At 45.8% G+C, this 21,838-nt stretch carries 17 protein-coding genes and 1 pseudogene; 12 read left to right on the forward strand and 6 right to left on the reverse strand.

Annotated features, from left to right (window positions below; genetic code table 11):
• A partial coding sequence (locus tag BT142_RS17370; RefSeq protein ID WP_072419436.1) for a tyrosine-type recombinase/integrase occupies positions 1-1,055 on the reverse strand: 1,055 nt, incomplete at its 3' end.
• Between the two features lie 375 nt (positions 1,056-1,430).
• Here BT142_RS17370 and BT142_RS17375 point away from each other — a divergent pair.
• Positions 1,431-2,354: a restriction endonuclease gene (locus BT142_RS17375; protein WP_072419437.1), complete on the forward strand. Its 924-nt coding sequence runs from the start codon at positions 1,431-1,433 to the stop codon at positions 2,352-2,354.
• Between the two features lie 276 nt (positions 2,355-2,630).
• Here BT142_RS17375 and BT142_RS17380 read toward each other — a convergent pair whose 3' ends face one another.
• Entirely contained in the window at positions 2,631-2,924 is a 294-nt protein-coding gene (locus BT142_RS17380; RefSeq protein ID WP_072419438.1) for a helix-turn-helix domain-containing protein, read from the reverse strand.
• 1,694 nt (positions 2,925-4,618) lie between these two features.
• Between BT142_RS17380 and BT142_RS17385 the strand changes: the two genes are divergently transcribed.
• From BT142_RS17385 to BT142_RS17405, 5 genes are all read left to right on the forward strand, one after another.
• The gene (locus BT142_RS17385; protein WP_072419439.1) at positions 4,619-4,843 is read left to right on the forward strand and encodes a DUF6809 family protein; all 225 of its coding nucleotides are present in this window, start codon (positions 4,619-4,621) and stop codon (positions 4,841-4,843) included.
• Between the two features lie 149 nt (positions 4,844-4,992).
• On the forward strand, positions 4,993-5,655 hold the full coding sequence (locus BT142_RS17390; protein WP_072419440.1) for a response regulator transcription factor: 663 nt from the start codon (positions 4,993-4,995) through the stop codon (positions 5,653-5,655).
• 1 nt (position 5,656) lies between these two features.
• The gene (locus BT142_RS17395) at positions 5,657-6,961 is read left to right on the forward strand and encodes a sensor histidine kinase (RefSeq protein WP_072419441.1); all 1,305 of its coding nucleotides are present in this window, start codon (positions 5,657-5,659) and stop codon (positions 6,959-6,961) included.
• A 9-nt stretch (positions 6,962-6,970) separates the two neighbouring features.
• Complete coding sequence (locus BT142_RS17400; RefSeq protein ID WP_072419442.1) at positions 6,971-8,725, forward strand: Na/Pi cotransporter family protein; 1,755 nt, start codon at positions 6,971-6,973, stop codon at positions 8,723-8,725.
• 97 nt (positions 8,726-8,822) lie between these two features.
• A complete protein-coding gene (locus BT142_RS17405; RefSeq protein ID WP_072419443.1) occupies positions 8,823-11,438 on the forward strand; it encodes a cation-translocating P-type ATPase in 2,616 nt (871 codons plus the stop codon).
• Between the two features lie 270 nt (positions 11,439-11,708).
• On the opposite strand, the pseudogene BT142_RS17410 reads toward BT142_RS17405, so the two are convergent.
• Positions 11,709-12,113: pseudogene (locus tag BT142_RS17410) on the reverse strand (recombinase family protein); the annotation flags it as partial.
• A 237-nt stretch (positions 12,114-12,350) separates the two neighbouring features.
• On the opposite strand from BT142_RS17410, the gene BT142_RS17415 reads away from it, so the two are divergent.
• The 6 genes from BT142_RS17415 (at position 12,351) to BT142_RS17440 (ending at position 19,529) form a co-directional block, all read left to right on the forward strand.
• Positions 12,351-12,581, forward strand: coding sequence for a hypothetical protein (locus BT142_RS17415; RefSeq protein WP_072419444.1), 231 nt, complete (start codon positions 12,351-12,353; stop codon positions 12,579-12,581).
• Positions 12,582-12,747: 166 nt separating this feature from the next.
• A complete protein-coding gene (locus BT142_RS17420; protein WP_072419445.1) occupies positions 12,748-14,763 on the forward strand; it encodes a M13 family metallopeptidase in 2,016 nt (671 codons plus the stop codon).
• A 2-nt stretch (positions 14,764-14,765) separates the two neighbouring features.
• Positions 14,766-17,216, forward strand: coding sequence for an ABC transporter permease (locus BT142_RS17425; RefSeq protein WP_072419446.1), 2,451 nt, complete (start codon positions 14,766-14,768; stop codon positions 17,214-17,216).
• Between the two features lie 16 nt (positions 17,217-17,232).
• A complete protein-coding gene (locus BT142_RS17430; RefSeq protein WP_072419447.1) occupies positions 17,233-17,901 on the forward strand; it encodes an ABC transporter ATP-binding protein in 669 nt (222 codons plus the stop codon).
• Between the two features lie 28 nt (positions 17,902-17,929).
• On the forward strand, positions 17,930-18,604 hold the full coding sequence (locus tag BT142_RS17435) for a response regulator transcription factor (RefSeq protein ID WP_072419448.1): 675 nt from the start codon (positions 17,930-17,932) through the stop codon (positions 18,602-18,604).
• Entirely contained in the window at positions 18,594-19,529 is a 936-nt protein-coding gene (locus BT142_RS17440) for a sensor histidine kinase (RefSeq protein WP_072419449.1), read from the forward strand. The genes BT142_RS17435 and BT142_RS17440 overlap by 11 nt, the downstream gene beginning before the upstream one ends.
• A gap of 132 nt (positions 19,530-19,661) precedes the next feature.
• On the opposite strand, the gene BT142_RS17445 is transcribed toward BT142_RS17440, so the two are convergent.
• The 3 genes from BT142_RS17445 to BT142_RS17455 form a co-directional block, all read right to left on the reverse strand.
• A complete protein-coding gene (locus BT142_RS17445; RefSeq protein ID WP_072419450.1) occupies positions 19,662-20,510 on the reverse strand; it encodes an SIR2 family NAD-dependent protein deacylase in 849 nt (282 codons plus the stop codon).
• Positions 20,476-21,240: a protein-ADP-ribose hydrolase gene (locus BT142_RS17450; protein ID WP_072419451.1), complete on the reverse strand. Its 765-nt coding sequence runs from the start codon at positions 21,238-21,240 to the stop codon at positions 20,476-20,478. Before BT142_RS17450 ends, BT142_RS17445 begins: the two co-directional genes overlap by 35 nt.
• Positions 21,241-21,252: 12 nt before the next feature.
• A partial coding sequence (locus BT142_RS17455; RefSeq protein WP_139275818.1) for a DUF1848 family protein occupies positions 21,253-21,838 on the reverse strand: 586 nt, incomplete at its 5' end.

The following is a 21,838-nucleotide window of genomic DNA, read 5'->3' on the forward strand; positions in this document are numbered from 1 at the left end:
ACCGTCTTTACATCGACTCCGCTCTCAATCATCAGCGTGGCGTGTAAGTGCCGCCATGAATGGGGAGAGCAGTAGCGGATGTCGTTTCGCTTGCAAAACTCTTTCAGAAAATCCGCAGGCGAGGTGACGTGCATAGACTCGCCGTTCCATGTGGTGAACAGGCGGTCGTGATCCTGCCACCGGTCGCCGATCGTTGTTATGTAGCCGTCCTGCCACACCTTGTATTTCTTCAGCAGGTCGATAAGCTCAGGCTGCATTTTCAGACTTCTGATACTCGATGCAGTTTTTGGAGTATCGGTGTACATACCACGCTCTTTTGTCCAGAGGGAATTGCGGTTGACGGTAAAGATACCACGCTCCCAGTCGAAATCCTTCCATTCCAGTCCAAGCAGTTCCCCACGACGCAGACCCGTGTACAGCGCCATAGTGAAAAACACAACGTATTTCAGATTCTCGACAGGCTCGGCGTTGAACAGCGTGAGTATCTGCTGAATTTCCTCAACGGTGTAGATGTTGCGCTCCCTTTTCTCCGGAGAGGGGAGCGTCACGTTTTTGCAGGGATTGTCCTTTATCATCTGCATTTTGATGGCGTAGTCGAAGATCGTGCTGACCAGGGACAGGTGTAGTTTGACCGTCTTAGCCGACAGCTTCTTCTCAGAGTTGTTGCCGCACTTCATCTCGCACAGCTCGTTCACGAACTTCTGCACATGGCGGGGCGTGATCTTGTCAAGCCGCAGGTGTCCGAGCGCCTTGTAAATCCTCGGTTCAAGATAATGATAGCCTCTGATCGTCTGCGTTTTCAGCTTTTCCTCAGCGTAGTCTTTGAACCACTGACGTGCGAACTCCTCGAACTTAACTGTTGCAACAACGTTTCCGTGCATACACTCTTCCTCGAAGAGAACGACCTGCCGCTGAAGCTCCTTCTCGATCTGCTTAGCGCTCATGCCGTCAGCCGGCTTCCACGTTTTCGACTGAACGACCTGTTTGCCGTGAATGTCGTACCCGCAGGATACCTTGATTCTATATGAATTTCCTCTTTTGGTTATCGTTGCCATAAAACATCTCTCCTTTTGATGTGTAGATTTTATGGCGTGTTCCGTTGGTATCATTTTAGCACTTTTTAAATGCTCAGTCAATAACGTGTGGAAATTTAACGAAATTTCCATAATTCGGGACACGCCGATTCTTTTGTTCTTTATCTTTTTCTGTTCGATTTATTCTTCTTGATTTGCTTTTGACACTCCTGTTCCCTGTGCTGTTTTTCTTCCTCAACGGGGTTTGAAATATAGTCTCCCCGGGTTATTTCATTGTAAATATTCCTTGAATAAATTGTATATAATACTTATTTAGAGATATCAGTTAAGGTAAACATTGACATTTTACTAAGTTCTTGATATAATTATAGTATCATATAATAAGAGGTGACTAATATGCCTGTACCTAAATATTATGAATTCTTCCCTGCTGTGATGGAATGTCTTAAAGACGGTGAAATACATTCTTCAAAAGAAACAATAGAGTTTTGTATACAGTACTTTGATCTGACAGATGAAGATATCGCCGAAAAGCTTCAATCAGGACAGACGGTCGTATCTAACAGAGTAGGTTGGTCCAGAACTTATTTGTCCAAAGCAGGTCTTATTGAAAAGACTAAACGAGCAATGTACTCTATTACCGATGAAGGCAAAAAGGCAATCTCCGACGGATGTGATAAGATAACTTATGACTATCTGACCAAGTACCCATCATTTAATGATTTTGCCAATAGAACTTTCAATAAAAAGGAAAGCAAGCAGCCTGCTGATAAGGACAGCACATCTGATAAGAGTCCTGCGGAGCTTCTTGATTATGCAGTTACTCAATTAAATGCAAACCTTGCTGATGAGCTGCTCGATGAAGTAATGAAGATATCTCCTTATGAATTTGAAAGCCTTGTCGTCAAACTCCTTATAAAAATGGGCTATGGTTCTATCGAATTGAACAAAAATGCTGTGACTAAAAAGTCAGGAGACGAAGGTATAGACGGTGTAGTTAATGCAGATAAATTTGGTTTTGATTCTATAGCTATCCAAGCAAAGCAGTGGAAAACAGGCAGCACGATAGGCAGACCGGAGATACAAAAATTTTTAGGAGCACTTGTAGGACAAGGGTTTGCCAAAGGAATTTTTATTACAACGGCTCAGTTTACCAAAGAAGCCGTTACGTTTGCGGAGAAACAACAGAATTGCAAGATAGTTCTTATAGACGGTGAGCAGCTTGCAAAGCTTATGATAGATTATGGTCTTGGTGTATCTACAGTTGCAACATATACCATAAAGCGAATAGATACGGATTTCTTCAATGAAGATGTTTGATACAAAAAAACTGCTATGTTGATTATTACGCATAGCAGCTTTTTTCTTGCTATAATAATCAGTCCTTTCTTTTTGTTGTTTCAGATTTCTAGCTCGCTTTTTGACGAGCCTGCATTTCGGAGTGCAAGCTCCGAAGCGGCTCAATTATGGGCTTGTCCATAATTGAGATGAAAGACCGGTAATTTGCCGGTTCTTTCTGTACTTGCGTAATAATGATTTTTAAAATGGGAATATATCCCATTTTGCGACAACAACAGCCATATTACTTTTTGATGATCAACCTGCGATACCTAGATATTTCAGCAAAGATACTTTGCTCACAAGTATCTTGCCGTTTCGACCAGCGCCCGCACGAACATGAGCGATCTTATCCTGCGCGCATAACTGACGGACTGTATGCTCCGACAGCCCGTCTACAAGCGCGGCGCATTCTTTGACCGTGAGCATTTCAAGCGGCTTATCTACGCTCGGTTCGGGCGCAAGGGTAGGAGATGTCGGCTCGACATCTATGAGTTCCTCAAGCATGGCGGTTATCTGTTCAATGAGTTCGTTCTTTTGCTTTATTGTCATTCGCATGACTCCTTTCATTTTCAAAATTAATATTCAATAGTGGTTAGGTTCTGCTTATGTCGGATAGCTGCTAACGCATGACTTGGCGGGAGGGTCATATCGAGCAGGCTGGCTCCGAAAGATAGAATATCGAAGGATAGCGATTAGCTCCGATATAATAATTCGACTAGAATTTTAGGGTCGCCTGACTACCTCCTTTCGGCTTGAGTGGTTGATGATACAGCAGACGCATTTTGAGTGCTGCAGGCGAGGCAGCAGATCTGTGAGCCCAGCGTTTTTTAATACTGACGATGGTGCTGTGATGCAACGACCCCTTTCATTAGTTAAGGCTTGGGAAAGCATTTTTTTGAAGGCGGATCGACGATTATTGATAAAGATTGTAGGCTTATATAAATGCGGGGGTCGGATTTTGTTGAAAAGGTTATAAGCTTAAAAAAGTTGTACCCCCTCAAAAGGTAAGGGCTGGAAACGGCGAAAATCCAACCTATTCTAAAAATTTCGGAGAAATATATAACTGCCGAATGGCAAGGGACGATTATTTATGCACCATTTGGATTGTGCTCAAAAATCGACCCCTTCTATAAGTTAATTTAGAAAAAGCGTTGAAAAAGTTAACTGGCATACGTGGAGATTGTAGGATTGCATAATCGGGATAAGCATATCTGATTGTTAAATGCTTTATTCGTGCATAACCCTCCTGTGGGGAGCGGAAAGACAACTGTTATATTTTTATGAAGGCGTAGTGAGAGGGGGTAAGGCATTATGCTCATGATTGAAGGTACTGTCGATATTGACGGCTCGGTGATATGGTTGATGTAAGGCGGGTGCAGCAGATCATGGCATAAAGCGTTTCGGAAAGTGACAGCGGTTGCATTTATTATCATCTTTTAGCACGGAATAATTTGAGGTACATGAAAATATTCATGCTGTGAAGGTAAAAATAAAATAAGGCGTTCTGTATTCATTCTGCGAATATTCCTCTTAATAGTCAATTCCATTATTCAGCTTCGGGAGCTTGTCTTTCTTGCTGTGATTATATCTTAACACATATCAGATGAAAACAGAAGGTACGCCGCGTACCCCGTCTAAAAGCCTTGATTTTAAAGCGCTTGCGAGACATCAATGCCTGTTTTTACTTTTCAAAAGCATTAAATATCGTGGTTTTATATCCCGGAGGGGGTACGGAGCGTACCCCCTTTTTGGAAAATAATCTTGTAAATATTTTGTGAACGTACAAAACTAAAAAATGCCGGTGTTAGATTACTATACCACAGATTCTCCGATTTGTCATTGAACGAAAAATGAGTGAAAAATGATTGTTTTTACGATGCGAAATTACATTGATACCAAAAATAGAATCGCTGTACAGATGGGGTATGATATTTCTGTTTATCATTTCGGGCGGCTTTCAACAGCAGCAGTGCCGTGAATAATGCTGCTGATGATTCTCTATTTTAAGTATAGCAGAAAGAATGGCTCTCTCCCGCATATTCCACAATCCGAATTTTATCGAGGATTCAAGATAAAAATTCCATATCTAAAACGCAAAACGGACGCAACACCCGGCTTGAGTATTGCGTCCGTTTTTTGATATGATTAGCGTAGGGCGTGCCGTAAGCAACACCTTAACAACGATTATTTGGTAAAGTTTGGACGGTTGGTTTTACACTATAAAACCGAAAGGACAGATACAAATGATTGATGCGATGTACAATTACAGACAGGGTGAGATCCACTCCGCTGAGTTCTCCGATGAGTTCAACAAGCTCTGTATCCCTTTTGAAGATTCGCTGAGTGAGGAGCAGATTGATGTGTTTCACAAGCTCCTCGACTGCGTGAGCGAGACTGCCGCCGCTGAGATGAGAGCTGCATACAATGTCGGCTTCAAGGACGGTGTGACTTTGATGAAAGAGATTTAGAAAAGATCCTTATGAAATAAAAAACTTACAGGCTATTCCCTCCGTTCAATTTATGGAGGGCATTTTTTGATTTAACATGGACTTTACATAGTTGTACTGGTCAAATTTACATAACTATGCTATACTGATATCGTCAGGAGTGTGATGATATGCTTATATACATCGTTGAAGATGATGATAATATACGTGAGCTTGAAGCATTCGCAATGAAAAACAGCGGTTATGATACCGAATGCTTTGAAAGCTCCAAAGATTTTTATAAGGCGACCGCAAAAGCTGTTCCCGACCTCATTTTGCTTGACATTATGCTGCCGGGCGACGACGGACTGACTATACTGAAAAAACTGCGTGATGACCCTGTGACTGTAAATATCCCTGTCATTATCATTTCCGCAAAGACGACCGAGCTTGACCGTGTCAAAGGACTTGACATGGGGGCTGATGATTATCTCTGCAAGCCCTTTGGCGTTATGGAACTTGTCAGCAGAGTGCGTGCGAGACTGAGAGGGAGCAATAAGAACAGCGAATACCGTTTTGCCGAGATACTGCTTTCGGAGGATACCCGAAAGGTTTTTATATCAGGCAGACAGACGGAGCTTACCTACAAGGAATTTGAACTGCTGAAAACATTTATCGCTAGTCCCGGGAAGGCTTTTGCCCGTGACTATCTTATTGATACGATATGGGGACATGACAGCACGGGGCGCACCCTTGATGTGCATATCCGTACCCTGAGAGCAAAACTGGGCGAATACGGCAAATATATCAAGACCGTCCGAAACGTAGGCTATAAGCTGGATAAGGACGAGTAATATGGAGAGAAAGATCGTACTAAGCCTTTTTTATATGGGCATCATCACGGCGATAGTCGGCATCGTGATCACCACTGTATCTTATTACAGATTTTTCCGACGAGAGGTCGAAGAGAATCTCGTCCACGAATGCAGACTGGTGGCGGAAAGCTATGATAAACTATCCTCTGCTGATGAGCTGGAGAGGTTTTCCGGCGAAGACTTCCGCATCACACTGATCGACAAGGTCGGCTATGTGCTGTATGAGAGCGATGCGGATCACCTGACCATGACAAATCACCTCGACCGCCCCGAGATAAAATCAGCCGCCCAAACAGGAACGGGCAGCGACACCCGATTTTCCGACACATTGGGAACAGAGGATCATTATTATGCTGTACGGCTCGAAGATGACAGCATACTGCGTGTTTCGATACAGACAGAGTCTATCATCGCACTGTTTGAGCGCTCCTTGCTGATAATCGTATTTGTAATTATCGGCATCATCGTCGTGTCGCTCATAGCATCGGTAAAGCTGACCGAAAAACTGATAGCCCCATTAAAAAGGATACCTGAGATAATTGAAAAGAACATATCTGTCACCGATGCCGATATATACCCCGAAGTCGTACCGCTGGTTGAAGAGATACGCAATTCAAGAAATGCGCAGAGCGAGATGCGTCAGGAATTCACGGCGAATGTTTCTCACGAGCTGAAAACACCGCTGACCTCCATTTCGGGCTATGCGGAATTGATAGAGTCGGGAATGGCACAGGGTGAGGACAGTGTGAAGTTTGCAGGGAAGATCAGAAGAGAGTCTGACCGTATGCTTGCGCTCATCAGCGATATACTGCGGCTTTCCGAGCTTGACAGCATCGGTGATACGCCACTTGATGATGATGTAGATCTGAAAGCCGTTGCCGAGGACTGTAAAGACCGCCTGTCACAGCAGGCAGAAAAGCGTGGTATCAGGATAACCGTCAGCGGAGAAAGCACAGTCATCAAAGGAAGCAGAACAGAGCTCGGTGAGCTTGTTTACAACCTTGTGGATAATGCGATAAAGTACAACCGTGAAAACGGCAATATCGAAATAGTGACAGCTGACAAAAAGCTGACCGTTACCGACACGGGGCTTGGCATACCGCAGGAGAGTATCCCTCGAATATTCGAGCGATTTTACCGCATCGACAAGAGCCGTAGCCGTGCAAAAGGCGGTACAGGGCTGGGGCTTTCCATCGTGCGGCATATCGCAGAGCACCATGGAGCTGAGATAGATGTGGAAAGCACCGTCGGTGTGGGAACGAGCATCACAGTTAAATTCAGATAGGAGTATCAAATGAATATTTTTTCAATATGTACCCTATGCGGAGGACTTGCCTTCTTCCTGTTCGGTATGCACGTTATGTCACAGAGCCTGGAGAAAATCGCAGGCGGCAAACTGGAAGCGACTCTCAAAAAAATGACCTCCAATCCCTTCAAGAGCCTTGCCCTCGGTGCAGGCATCACCATTGCTGTTCAGTCCTCGTCAGCTATGACGGTCATGCTCGTCGGACTTGTCAATTCGGGCATCATGCAGCTTGAACAGACCGTCGGCGTTATCATGGGTTCAAACATAGGCACAACGCTGACAGCGTGGCTGCTCAGTACAGCCGGTATCAAGAGCGATAATGTGCTGATCTCAATGCTCAAGCCCGAAAACTTTGCTCCTATCGTTGCTCTTATCGGCATTATCATGATAATGATGAGCAAAAAGAAAAAGCGTCAGGACATCGGCACGATCATGGTGGGCTTTGCGGTGCTGATGTTCGGTATGGAGCTGATGAAGAACGCAGTTTCGCCCCTTGCCGAAATGGAGAGCTTCAGCAAACTTCTTGTAGCATTCAGAAATCCGCTTCTCAGCGTTGCGTTCGGTGCAGTGTTCACGGGTGTGATCCAGTCATCAGCGGCATCTGTGGGTATCTTACAGGCACTTTCCCTGACTGGCACGATCTCTTACAGAATGGCTATCCCGATCATCATGGGACAGAATATAGGCACTTGTGTGACAGCACTGCTGTCCTCTATCGGTGTAAAAAAGAATGCAAAGCGTGTGACTGTGGTGCATATGTCATTCAATTTCATAGGCACTGTCGTTTGTCTTGCAGTATTCTACGGACTTGATGCGTTCATTCATTTCAGCTTTGTGGACAAGCCGATCGGTGCGGTAGAGATCGCCGCTGTACACTCAATATTCAATATCGTCACTACGCTGATACTTCTCCCTTTCTCCAGTCAGCTCGTAAAGCTCGCCAAAAAGCTGATACACGATTCAAAAGAAGCAGAGGTATCTGTTCTTCTCGATAAGCGTCTTATCGCTACACCGCCTCTTGCTGTTTCACAGTGCAGAGAAAAGACAGTGGACATGGCTCAGGGGGCAAAGGAAGGACTTCATGAAGCACTCCGGGCAATGTTTGATTTTTCGGACAAGGCTGTGGTGAGCGTCGAGGAAAAGGAGCAGCTCCTTGATGAAACGGAAGATCAGCTTTCAACTTTTCTGCTGGAATTATCCGCAGTCAGCCTGACAGACGAGGACAGCCGTACCGTCACTGAACTTCTCCACACGATCAGTGACTTTGAGCGTATCAGCGATCACGCTATCAATATGATCGAGATAGCACAGGAAATGGAACGTAACAGTCAGAGCTTTTCAGACAGTGCGAAGGACGATTTCTCCACTCTCTTTGCCGCTCTTACGGAGATATCGGGTCTAACTGTCAAAGCATTTGCGGATAATGATACCGAACTTGCAATGAACGTCGAACCGCTTGAAGAAGTTATCGACGATCTGACCGCTGCGATCAGGGACAAGCATATCGAAAGACTCCGCAGGGGCGAATGCAGCCCTGAGCTTGGCGTTTACCTGTCAGACCTGCTCATCAACTGCGAGAGAGTGTCCGATCACTGCTCCAATATAGCGGTATCTATCATTCAGATATCAAGATCCAGTATGAACAGTCACGATTATCTCAGCGGCTTGAAAGCCGAACGCACTCCGCAGTTTATCGAAAGCTATACTGCATACGGCCGGAAATACAGGCTTGCAGCAGAATGAAAAAAACTCCCGGATCATATATCTGATGTTGACAGCTTCTGATGTATGATGTAAAATATAATACGATGATTTTTATGAAAAGGAGCAAAACACATCTATGGCTAAATTCAAAGGGCTTACACAGGCAGAAGCCGAAAAACGCCTGCTTGAAAACGGGCGTAACTGTCTGAAAGAGGAGAAGCAGAAAACTCTGTTGCAGATGTTCCTCGCACAGATACTCAATTTCACCAATGCGATACTCGGTGCAGCTATCATCATCTCGATCATTCTTCACGATTACGGTGAAGCGGTAATCATGCTTGTGATCGTCATAGCCAATGCGGTGATAGGCGTAGTTCAGGAGGGCAAGGCGCAGAGGGCACTTGATGCACTAAAGAAAATGTCCGTCCTGAAAGCCACCGTTATTCGTGACGGAGAGACAAAAGAAATATCCTCAGAGGAACTGGTCGTCGGTGACATCGTTGTCCTTGAAGCAGGCAAACAAGTCCCTGCCGATCTGAAACTGCTTGAAACTGCACGTCTGATGATGGACGAAAAGGCACTTACAGGGGAATCTGTCCCCGTAGAAAAGGACGAGAATTTCGTTCCTGATGAAAAGACAGGCATAGGAGACCGCCTTGACCTTGCGTATATGACCACCGTTGTCACATTCGGACGAGGCATAGGCGAGGTCGTCCATACAGGTATGGATACCCAGATAGGCAAGATAGCCGATATGGTAGGACAGGAAAAAGAAAAACCCTCACCTCTCCAGAAGGGCATGAACGAACTCAGCCGTATCCTCGGCATTGCAGTTATTATTATATGTGCTGTCGTGTTCCTTATTGGCATGATACAAGGCAGAGAGGTGCTGGAGCTTCTCATGACGGCCGTTTCACTTGCAGTTGCGGCTATACCTGAGGGCATACCCACTATCGTTACCATAGTTCTTGCTCTCGGTATGCAGAGAATGGCTAAGATAAATGCCATTGTCAAGAATATGCCTGCCGTTGAAACTCTCGGTGCAGTAAGCTATGTCTGCTCCGATAAAACAGGTACACTTACCCAGAATAAAATGACCGTTGTCAAGGCTTTTGAAAATGGCGATTATATCGACCTCGAAACTCTCGACAAAGAGAAACATGATACTCTCATCAAGGGTCTCATGCTTTGCAACGACGCTTCCATCGCTTCCGACGGCACCGAGGTAGGCGACCCCACCGAGACTGCTCTTGTAGCCTTTGCCAAGAGATACGGCATTGAAAAGTCGGTCACAGAGAAGTCTGTCCCCCGTATCAACGAGAAGGCTTTCGACTCGGACAGAAAGCTGATGACAACTGTTCATACCACCGAGGACGGAAAGATAATCTCCTATACAAAGGGTTCGACCGATGAACTGCTTATGCGCTGTACTCACATCAGGGTCAACGGCACAGTACGTGAAATAACAAATGAGGATATGGCGCTTATCTCAAATGCTATGTCCGAAATGTCCTTTGAGGCTCTGCGTGTGCTTTCACTTGCAGTACGAGAGGATAATAAGGACGCCGTTGAACAGGGACTTACCTATATCGGTATGATAGGTATGATCGATCCCGAAAGACCCGAAGTTGTTGAGTCTATTAAGACCTTCAAGCGTGCAGGCATCAAGACTGTCATGATAACGGGCGACCACAAGGATACTGCCCTTGCGATAGCCAAAAAGCTCGGCATAGCAGAAAGACCTGATGAATGTGTGATGGGTCACGAGCTTGACGAAATGAGCGATGAGGAACTCCGCAACAGAGTTTCGGGACTTTCAATATTCGCAAGAGTTTCCCCCGAACACAAGGTAAAGATAGTCAAGGCGATACAGGCTAACAACAATATAGCTTCAATGACAGGCGACGGCGTAAACGATGCCCCCTCACTCAAGGCGGCTGATGTGGGCGTTGCAATGGGTATAACAGGTACCGACGTTGCTAAGGGTGCCGCAGATATCGTCCTCCAGGACGATAAATTCACCACCATCGAAAAGGCAGTCAAGGAGGGCAGAAACATCTATGAAAATGTCAAGAAGTCTATCCTTTTTGCACTTTCCTCAAATATCAGCGAAGTTGTGGTCATGTTTGCGGCTATCGCTGCAGGCTTTGCTGCACCGCTTAAAGCTGTACACATACTGTGGGTAAACCTTCTTACCGACTCACTTCCTTGCTTTGCCCTCGGTGTGGACCCCAACTCGTCATCAGATGTAATGAACAAGAAACCCCGTAAAAACGGCGAATCCATCTTCGCTGACGGCGGATATTTCAAGGTCGGACTTTACAGCGTTATCATCGCAATTGTAACACTGATAGCTTTCCTGTATACTCCTATAAAAGAACTTTCGACAGCAGGTACAGGCTTTAGTTTAAAGAATATCATCGACATCTTTTCCGACAAGCAGATACTGATGCAGTCCCAGACGCTTGCATTCTGCACATTAGCTGTATCCGAGCTGTTCCATGCGATCGGTATGCGTGATACCGAGACATCACTGTTCAAATTCAATCATCTGGATAACAAGATCATGATCCTTGCTTTTGCGGTAGGTATCCTCGGTCAGCTTGCAGTTACCGAGATACCGTTCCTCAGAACGATATTCGGCACAGTCCGTATGACAGGCTCTATGTGGGGCTTTGTACTGATAATCTCGCTGATGCCGCTTGTAGCACATGAGATAGTTGTACTTGTTAAAAAGATAAAGAAAGCGTAACAGTATCATGTTTATGAAAGAAAAGCTCTGAAAAAGTATAGTGCAGAATTGTAGTCTTTTGGCACACTCTGTTTCCGTTCCGCACAAGTCCGTTTAAGCATTATGGCGCACGCCACAATGGCAGCATACCCTTTTGGAACTGAATAACACACAAAGACCTGAGATTTGCTCACACAAGCACTTCTCAGGTCTTTTTCTTTTCAGGCGGTTAGTTTCCGCTCCGCAGGCTTGGACGGCTCTGAGGGGTTTTTTCGTTCGTCTGGGGGGCTGTCAAGCAGAGGTAGGCGCTGCGATTCCGTGTTCCGCTTCATACTCCCTCACACGGCGGTAAAAAGTGTTAGCTGACAAGCCCATTCTCCGCATAAAGTCACGCCCTGTGATACTCTTGGACTTCCATTCCCCATAAAGCTGACCGAACCTCGTCCAGTCAATCTCAATGGGCTTTCGTCCTGTGTACTTGCCCTGTGCTTTGGCAATCTCGATGCCCTCACGCTGTCGCTGTTTGAGCTGCTCACGCTCCAACTGAGAGAGTGCAGCGAACACGGTCAACATGAATTTGCCCGCAGGCGTGTCGGTGTCGATGTTTTCCTTGTGACTAACCAGGGTAACGCCCTTTTCGGTAAGGGTGTCGATGATGTTCAGCAAGTCCTTTGTAGAACGTCCCAGACGGCTGATTTGTTTAAATTGAGGGTCACTATTTTTTTATTTGAATATCGGATAAATATACATTGTCTTGGCATAAAAATATCTCCCGATGAAACTATAATAATGTTTTATCGGGAATATTGATTTATATATCGTTGTTTTTTGTATATAGCATTGGGCGTGCCGTAAGCAACACCTTATCAACGATTATTTGGTAAAGTTTGGACGGTTGGTTTTACAGTAATAAAACCGAAAGGACAGATACAAATGATTGATGCGATGTTGGGTTACAGACAGGGTGAAATCCACTCCGCTGAGTTTTCTGACGAGTTTAACAAGCTCTGTATCCCCTTTGAAGATTCACTTAGCGAGGAGCAGATTGATGTATTCCACAAAATCCTCGACTGCGTAAGCAATACCGCCGCCGCTGAGATGAGCACTGCTTACAAGGTCGGCTTCAAGGACAGCGTGGCTTTAATGATAGAAGTTCAGATATAACGAAATATATAAAGTGGTCTTGTTTCTGTTAATTCAGGGATAAGACCTTTTTTATATGCAACTCAATAATTTAATGTTCAGTTAATGTTTGGCAATTGTTCCGTTAAGAGTGCGGTAGTATCATACATATATCAAAGGAAAAAGAATACAAGAGGGTGTTTTGAAAATGAAGAAAACTAAAAGGATAATATCTTTTATTTCCGCACTTGCTGTTATGAGCGGAATGCTCTGCGGCTGTACACCAGACAGCGCAAAGGAAACATCTGCTGAACCGGCTGCAGCTCATCAAGTTCTTGACGTATCGGCGATCAGAGCGCAGGACGACTTTTACGGATATATCAACGCAGAACATCTGCTCGGCACTCTGCCTGCATACGGCGAAATGACCTGGGGTACTTTTGAGGAAGTGGATGCACAGACTGTACAGGAAGTACTCGGACTTATCAGCGAGATCATTACATCGGAGGAAGAATATGAGCCGGGCAGCGCAGAATATCTGATAAAAAATGTCTACGATCAGGCAATGGCTTTTGATGATAATAAGGCGGTGTATTCGGAGATACGCAGTTTGTGCGATAAGATAAACAGTGTCGGAAGTATCGGTGAACTAATGGAACTTTGGAAAAAGCTGTACCGTTCATACGGAGCGAATACGCCCTTTGTGCCAACGGTAAGACAAAATTATTTCAAGTCGGGCGAATTCGCCTTGCTGATAGACCAGAGCAAAGGAATGTGCGGAAATTCTTATGAGGACATATCCGACAGCGATGAAGCGTGTATCAGCATGAAAAACTACATGAGAGATATGCTGATGGCGATAAGCTATGATAAGGACACCGCCGACAGCAAAGCAAAGCAGGCGGTATATCTTGCACTGGAAATTGCCCGCAGTACCGATTTTTCGGCAGGAAAAGCGGCAAACCCATTTGCGGCTTTTGAATTTGTCAGCGAGGAGGATATGAACGGCATTTTCTCTAATCTTGATACAAGCGTGGTAAAGCTGTTCTTCGGGCTTGATGAAAACACCTATGGCGGCTGGTATGTAAAGGACAGAGGTCAGCTTGAAAAGATGAATGAGATGATGACAGAGGAAAATCTTGAAAGCTGGAAAACGATACTTATTTCCGAACTTGTGACGGCAAATATGGAGTTTTTAAGCACCGAAGCGGACAGCCTTTCGGAATACGGCAGCGGAGAGGAAAAGGAGTATTCCGTGTGTGTCAATACGATCGCATCAAATTTGTTTTTTGTAAATGACCTGAGCGCACTGTATGCCGAAAAATACTACACTGCCGAAGCGGACGCCGCTGTTCGTGAAATGTGCGAACAGCTAAGACAAAGCTACCGTGAACTTATCAGCGGTGCAGACTGGCTGACAGAGGACGGACGCAAGGCGTTACTCAAAAAACTCGATAATATGAGATTTATCCTGCCCGATGCGGCAGTATCCGAAACCGACCCGACCCGTGCGGAACTGATAAAAGAAAGCTATCCGCAGACGCTCCATGCCATAAGGGAGCGCTCCTATGATGACAACATTGGGAATATCGGTGCGAAGTTCGATATGACACGTCCCATAATGGCAACCTATGAAGTGAACACAAACTACAATCCAAACAATACAGTTACCATAACTGCGGCGATCATGCACGCTCCTTTTTTCGACCCCAAAGCCGATATCGGAACGAACCTCGGCGGACTGGGTGCGATCATAGGTCACGAAATGGGTCACGGCTTTGATACGATGTGTATGGACTACAACGAAAACGGCGAATATGCTCCCGATTGGCTCTCTGATACCGACAGAAATGCATTTGTGGAAAGAGCAGAAAAAATGCAGGGTTATTTCTCCGGATTTACCGTGCTTGATATCTATCACGTTGACGGCAAAAAAACAAGCGGCGAGAACTATGCCGATTTAGGTTCAATGGAATGTATTGTGAATATCCTCAAAGATGATAAGGTGGAACTGAAAAAATACTTTGAGAATTACGCAGTCACATACGCCGAGACACGGGTAGACAGCTATGCGATAGATGCCTTGGAGAGCGATGAGCATAGTCCCGGAAAGGTCAGGATCAACGCAGTGCTTTCAAACTGCGAAATGTTTTACGAGATATACAATATAAAGGAGGGGGACGGTATGTACTGCGCTCCTGAGGAAAGGGTAAGCAGGTGGTAAAAATGGGCCTTATAATCAAGCACACGCTTAAAAGTATGTGGGCGCACAAGATGCGTACTTTTCTGCTGCTTTTCTGTGTCAGCATATGCAGTCTTGCGGCGATGCTCTGCTTTGATATGTCGGGTTCTTTGGAGCAGGCGGTCAAGGCAAATAACGCTAAGGCGTTCGGCAAGGCAGACATCATTGTTACCGCCTCATACGATCTCGACGACGATTTTGCAAAGGGTATCCCCGAAAGCACAGTTCTGGAATTATCCACTGGCTCTACGGTCTTTACAAAGCATATCGTCGGCACTTATGATATGCTCACCCAGAAAGCGTGCAGTATCAGCGGTGTGGATATTCCCAAAGCAAAGGAAATGGGCGTATTGCCGAATGATGCGGAGATAGGTGATATGCAGGCGGCACTAGCTAAGGACTTTGCCGATGAGTTTGGCTATTCCGTAGGCGATACGATAACCCTTTACAGCAACGCTAAACAGCCTGTTGACTTTACTGTCAGCGGTTTGTACGGCGATAACGTCGGGCTTTTCAGTTCGGGCGATACGATCGTGATAAGCAATGAGTCCATGAAAAGTCTTTACGGCGGATCTGATACCGGCACAAGGCTTGCCTACATAGATATTGCAGATGATGAAGAAATAAACAGCGCAGTTCAAACGCTTGAGAGCAATTTGCCCTCGGCAAACGTGCAGGCGGTGTTTGAAAACGAGCAGACACAGGAAATGATCGGGAACATCACAAGGATATTTACTATACTGTTTGCGGTATGTCTGCTTCTTGTGATATTTGTAACGGTATCGGCATCTCAGAGGATAATCACTGAGAAAATGCCCGTGATCGGCACTTTCAGAAGTCTTGGTATATCAAGCAGACTGACATACACGGTGCTGCTGGGAGAGAATATAGCCTACGGACTGATAGGCTCGGCAATAGGCATATGTATATATTCCGTACTGCGCCCAATGATATACAGTTCTCAGTTCGGTTCTTCCGAAAATGCCGGAAAAATGAGCATCGGTGCGGTCGCAGGAGTGATAATATTCTGCGTAGCACTCGAATGCCTTTGCCCGGTCAAGGAGATCCTTTCGGCGGTAAAGACATCTATCAGAGATATTATTTTCTCAAACAAGGACACGCAGTACAGACACGGCAGGGTTTCGACAGTTTCAGGCATTCTTCTTGCAGTCATTACCTTTGTAACAGCTTTCTTCTCGGAGAACTTTTTTGCAGGTCTGATCTGCTTTGTCAGCACAGCGGTCGGTGCAGCACTTCTTTTTCCTTATGTACTACGCTTTATTGCAGGACTTCTTGTGAAGATATTTGACAGGCAGAATAAACCCATAGCAAGGCTTGCGGCAGTGGAAGCAAGGGAAAAGAAAAGCACGGTGGGCAGCGCGGTGCTGTGCTTTACGGCAGCAGCGGTGTGTATCGTGGTGTACAGCTTTGCGTCATCAATGAGCGGATTTTATATGCACGAAAACAGCACCGCAGACCTGAACGTGAGTACAGACGGATCTACCGAAAGAACACGTTTTTCCTATATAGAGGATATAGATGGGGTATGCGAAACGGAATACGGTTATTATCAGAATAGTGTGATAGAGATAAACGGAGAGCAGACAGCAAACGGAGTTCCTATATACGGCTGGAAGGACGGCGGTTATGAACTTTTCAGGGGAGTATCTGATATCCCCGACGACCTTGCATACGATGAGATCGTCATCAGCAAGGCAGTGGCACGGAAATACGATCTGAGCGAAGGTGATACAGCCGAGATCACATTCAGAGCCGATGGCTTTATGCCTTATGTAAAGCAGCTTCGTGTCAGAGGTACATCGCTTACCGATCATGAAAATTCCAGCGGAACGACTGTCGTGATATCCGAAAAGCTGTTCAAGGATATCTACAAGGATATCCCCTCCGGTATCTATATCAAATGCAGTGACCCTAAAAGGGTACGTTCAGTCATTGAGGATCACTCCGCCGATATGGTGTCGGAGGTGCAGACATATGATGAATACCATGAAGCCGCAAGTCAGGACAGCGCAGGCTTAATGGCGATCATTGACGGCGTGATAGTGCTTGCACTCGGTATTACATTCATCGGCGTGGTAAGCAACTGCCTGATCGGTTTCGAGGGCAGAAAGCGTGAATGTGCGGTGCTGATGTCTACTTCATTGACAAGAGGAAAGCTGTCAGAGATGTTCTTTGCGGAGAGCGCTATAGCATCTGGTGCGGCGCTTTTTATGGCAGTTCCGCTGTCGATCTTTATGTACAAGGTATTTTTGAATATACTTGACGGACTTATGGTATCTATACCGATACACATGAGCATCACAAACAGCATCGTTCTTGGTCTGCTGATGTGGGCAGTGTTCACACTTTCGGCACTTTTCCCCATAAAGGCACTCAGAAAAATGAACATAGCGGCACAGCTTAAATATGAATAACGGAGGAAGGAACAATATGAATCTGATAGAAGTAACAAATGTAAGCAAGACTTTCGGAAAGGGCGAAGCTGCTGCGAAAGTGCTTAACAATATATCGCTTGATGTTAGACAGGGCGAATTTGTATCTCTTATGGGAGCATCGGGCAGCGGAAAATCCACACTGCTGTATCTGATCGGCGGACTTGACAGGGATTTTGACGGCACGATAAAGGTATGCGGCAAGGATATCACCAAAATGAAGGAGCGTGAGCTTTCAAAGTTACGCCTTGAAACGATAGGCTTCATATTCCAGTTTTACAATCTTGTGCAGAATTTAAGCGTTGAGGACAATATCCTGCTGCCCGAACTGACAAAAGGTCGCAGCAGAGCAGAACTGAAAAAAGACCTTGACGAGATACTGGAGATAACGGGTCTTTCCGATAAGCGTAAGTCTATGCCCAATGAGCTATCTGGCGGTCAGCAGCAGAGAACCGCCGTCGCGAGAGCGGTCATCGCATCGCCGCAGCTTATACTTGCAGACGAAGCAACGGGCAACCTCGATTCGGTGTCGGGCGAGGAGATAATGAATCTTTTTGCAAGAATAAACAAGGAGAAGAACATCACCATTTTACAGGTCACTCACAGCGAGGAATGTGCGGCATACGGTACAAGGACGGTAAGGCTTGCAAATGGCAGTATAATGTGATACAATAGGTATAAAAGGACGTGATATCATGCCGAACATACTTATAGCCGACGACGAAAAGGAGATAGTCAAGCTCCTGAGAATATATCTTGAAACTGACGGTGTTGCCGTGCTTGAAGCGAATGACGGAGCGCAGGCACTCGATATTCTCGAAAGGAACGATATTGACTTAGCACTCGTTGACATCATGATGCCGAAAATCGACGGCTATCAGGTCATCAAAAAGATACGTCAGCAGGAAAAATATATACCTGTCATGGTCATATCGGCGAAAATAACGCTTTCCGACAGGGTGCTGGGCATTGACCTCGGTGCGGACGATTATATCACAAAGCCGTTTGAACCGCTCGAAGTGGCGGCAAAGGTCAAGGCACAGCTTCGCAGACTGAATGTCACCTCACCGCAGACACAGCCGAAAAGCCTTATCACGGTGGGCAATATGAGCCTTGACCTTGACGAGTGTACTTTCATAGGCGGTAATGAGATAAAAGTACTTACAAAGGCGGAATTCAAAGTGCTTGAGCTTCTTATGTCGCAGCCAAAAAGAGTTTTCACCAAAGAGCAGATATACGAAAGTGCGTGGTATGATGACGGTGCGGTGGATGACAATACTATCCGTGTGATAATCAGCCGCCTGCGTGACAAGGTGGGGGCTGAGCATATCAAAACTATCAGAGGATTGGGGTATCGGTTTGAAGAATAAAAAATTGCTTTCGCTGAAAAATAAGATATTTCTGAGCTATGTGGGTCTTTGCTTTGTACTGGTGGTGCTGTTCAAAAACCTCGACTATATCTATTACGATATACTCGACCCGATGCTCAATCCGAACGTTACGGATATTAATGCTAACACGCCATCACGGTGGGGTTATTTTATACTGAATATCCTTATCTTTGTGGCGTTTGCACTTGCTTTTTACAGACTGACCACAAAGGCGATAAAACAGGAAAGCGAACGCCGTCTGCAAGAGCAGAATTTGTTGTATGCGGCAATTGCCCACGACCTGAAAACACCCATGACCTCTGTACAGGGCTTCGCAAAGGCACTTTCGGACGGAAAGATAAAGCCGGAAGAACAACAGGAGATATTCGACATCATCTACCGCAAGTCAAACAGTATGAATGATATGGTGAACACCCTCTTCGAGTACGCAAAGCTGGGTACGGACGGCTATAAGCCCACGTTTGCGAAGGTCGATATATGCTCGCTTGTGCGTGACATCATAGCAGAGAATTACTGCGATCTTGAAGATCACGGCATAGAACTTGACATAGACATTCCCGAAACAGCTATTACGATAAACGCCGACAAGACCGAGATGAAAAGGGCGGTCACAAATCTTATCGTTAACATTTACAAGCATAATCCCGACGGTATCAGAGCAAAGGTATCGGTTGCAGATGATAACGGGAAAGCCGTTATCCGTATAGCGGACAGCGGTGACTCTCTCCCTGAAGGCGTGGATATTTTCGAGCCATTCGTAACGGAAAACACCGCAAGAACTGTCGGCCACGGTACGGGACTTGGACTTGCGGTAACAAAGCGTGTCATCGAACGTCATGGCGGAAAGATATATGTGGAAACAGCCGCTGCCGACTATACGAAGATGTTTGTCATCAGACTGTAGGCTATTGGCACACTCAAAAACCGTTCCGTACAAGTCCGTTTAAGCATTATGGCGCACGCCACAATGACAGCATACCCTATTGACATAAAATGAGCCTTGTACTCAAAACAGAGAGCAAGGCTCGAATAAATATTAAGCCAATTTTTTCAGCACCTCATGAATATCCCCATTGATAAGAACACTCTGCTCTTTGATTTCATCGGGCGCATACGCTTCACCAAAATTCAGGCAGGCATAAACTGCGTTCGGATTCTGAACAGAAATTTTCCAGAAAGGATACTTGATGATAACGGGCGTATTGTAGCCCACTCCAAGCTCTAAAAACAAGATATGCTGACCTTCGTGTGCTTGCAGGAAATCTTCATACCGTTCCGCAGCCCTGTGCCAGCCCTCGTCCTCGACGAACTTATCATCGCTTCTGAGGTTCATCGTCATGGGCTTACCGCATTTCGGGCATTTCGGTATCAGCTCGGTGGGTATCTTCATATCCTCCTGAAACTCGATCATGTCCTTGACTTGTGTCTCGTTGTCATAGGTCTGATCGTGGCACGGCTCGGAGCATTGGAACAGTCCGTAATCGCCCTGAGTGTAGAACAGACGCTTTTTGTCAAAGCCTGACTTTTGGAATTGGTGGTCAACATTGGTGGTGATAACGAAATAGTCCATGTCTTTCACCAACTCGAAAAGCTGCTTGTATGTGCCGTTATCAACGTCCATATAGCGGTTGCAGTAAATGAACCTCGACCAGTATGCCCACATTTCTTCGGGCGTTTCAAATGGATAGAAACCGCCGGAATACATATCGTGAAAGCCGTATTTCGCTTCAAAATCCGAGAAGAACTTTTCAAAGCGTTCTCCCGAATAAGTAAAACCTGCGGCAGTCGAAAGTCCTGCGCCTGCACCGATAATGATACAATCGGCGGAGGCTATTTCCTTTTTCAGACGATCAAGCTCGTCCGAGTAATTCCTTGTATATCTCATGATCGTCCTCCTTGAACACATTGAAAATAACTTTTATATCATTCCTTTGGCGAAACTCCCTTACTGTGCGTACTGCAATCTCTGCCGCCCTGTCCTGCGGAAAACCGAACACTCCCGTTGAGATGCAGCAGAAAGCGATGCTCTTAATGCCGTTCTGTACGGCAAGCTCTAAACAGCTTTGGTAGGAGCTTTCAAGCAGCCGACAATGCTCATCGGTGAGCTGTCCCTGTACGATCGGTCCGACTGTGTGTATCACATAGTCGCAGGGCAGATTGTAGGCAGGCGTTATTTTTGCCTTGCCCGTAGGTTCTTCATGACCTTGCGCCTGCATGATCTGACCGCACTTGTAACGAAGCCGTACCCCTGCAAAGGTGTGGATACAGTTGTCGATACAAGAGTGGCAGGGCTGCCAGCACCCCGTCATTCCCGAATTGGCGGCATTGACTATCGCACCGCATTTCAGCGTGGTGATGTCGCCTCGCCAAAGATAAATGCCGTCCTCTATGGGTGTTAGGTCTGCAATATCCGTGATGCCCTTGCTCTCGGTCAAGGCTGTGAGATATTCGTCCTCTGCCAGCAAAAAGTCCTCGTCTGCCTTGACAGCGGGGCGGATATTAACTAAACTGCGGTACAATCTGAATTTATCCTGTTCGGTTTCTGGTATCTCTATCCTGCCGAGATCATCACGCTCGGAAAGCAAATAGTTTATCAGATAATTCACTTTACTCATTGTATCACCGTCCTAAAATAGAGTAAGCTGTGCATCTATCCAGCTTTCCTGACTTGCCTGATGAATGACCTCACCCTCCTGCAAATCGCCTACAAGAAAGGGAGAATCAGAATCATGAAGCTGCATATTCCGTCTGACATTTTCATGGTTGTAGTTTGCGTAGCAGTAACGGCAGAGGTATCCGCAGGTATCGTAAGCTCCTATATCTGTTCCGAGAACACAGGCACATTCGGCTCTCTGAGACTTCTTCTTCGGCACATTCAAATGACTGCCTATCGCAGTTTCAAAGGTCTGCTGTGTCATGCAGCCTGCGCAATCCACTCCGTATGGTGCAAGGTCTGTTCCTTCGGCACAGGCTTTTATTGTAATGCCGTACAGTTTGCCAATCTCAGCAAAGCTCTTGCCTATGGTGATACGCTCCTGCGGTGTGACCGTCCGAGCCTGCGGAAAGTTCCGCTTGACCTTTTCGTATAGATCAATAAAGCTGATAACGCATACATGAGTATATCCCGAAAGCATCCTGCACATCTGCTCAAAGTCGGATATATGCCTATCAAGTGTATATGTGCTGTCAATGAATATGGGATCATACCGCCAG

The organism is Ruminococcus sp. YE71 (assembly GCF_900119155.1).
Lineage (GTDB): Bacteria > Bacillota > Clostridia > Oscillospirales > Ruminococcaceae > YE71.

Bases quoted from the DNA above. Each gene is read 5' to 3' on its own strand.
- BT142_RS17375 (WP_072419437.1), top strand. From the start codon at position 1,431: ATGCCTGTACCTAAATATTATGAATTCTTCCCTGCTGTGATGGAATGT.
- BT142_RS17380 (WP_072419438.1), bottom strand. From the start codon at position 2,924: ATGACAATAAAGCAAAAGAACGAACTCATTGAACAGATAACCGCCATG.
- BT142_RS17385 (WP_072419439.1), top strand. From the start codon at position 4,619: ATGATTGATGCGATGTACAATTACAGACAGGGTGAGATCCACTCCGCT.
- BT142_RS17390 (WP_072419440.1), top strand. From the start codon at position 4,993: ATGCTTATATACATCGTTGAAGATGATGATAATATACGTGAGCTTGAA.
- BT142_RS17395 (WP_072419441.1), top strand. From the start codon at position 5,657: ATGGAGAGAAAGATCGTACTAAGCCTTTTTTATATGGGCATCATCACG.
- BT142_RS17400 (WP_072419442.1), top strand. From the start codon at position 6,971: ATGAATATTTTTTCAATATGTACCCTATGCGGAGGACTTGCCTTCTTC.
- BT142_RS17405 (WP_072419443.1), top strand. From the start codon at position 8,823: ATGGCTAAATTCAAAGGGCTTACACAGGCAGAAGCCGAAAAACGCCTG.
- BT142_RS17415 (WP_072419444.1), top strand. From the start codon at position 12,351: ATGATTGATGCGATGTTGGGTTACAGACAGGGTGAAATCCACTCCGCT.
- BT142_RS17420 (WP_072419445.1), top strand. From the start codon at position 12,748: ATGAAGAAAACTAAAAGGATAATATCTTTTATTTCCGCACTTGCTGTT.
- BT142_RS17425 (WP_072419446.1), top strand. From the start codon at position 14,766: ATGGGCCTTATAATCAAGCACACGCTTAAAAGTATGTGGGCGCACAAG.
- BT142_RS17430 (WP_072419447.1), top strand. From the start codon at position 17,233: ATGAATCTGATAGAAGTAACAAATGTAAGCAAGACTTTCGGAAAGGGC.
- BT142_RS17435 (WP_072419448.1), top strand. From the start codon at position 17,930: ATGCCGAACATACTTATAGCCGACGACGAAAAGGAGATAGTCAAGCTC.
- BT142_RS17445 (WP_072419450.1), bottom strand. From the start codon at position 20,510: ATGAGATATACAAGGAATTACTCGGACGAGCTTGATCGTCTGAAAAAG.
- BT142_RS17450 (WP_072419451.1), bottom strand. From the start codon at position 21,240: ATGAGTAAAGTGAATTATCTGATAAACTATTTGCTTTCCGAGCGTGAT.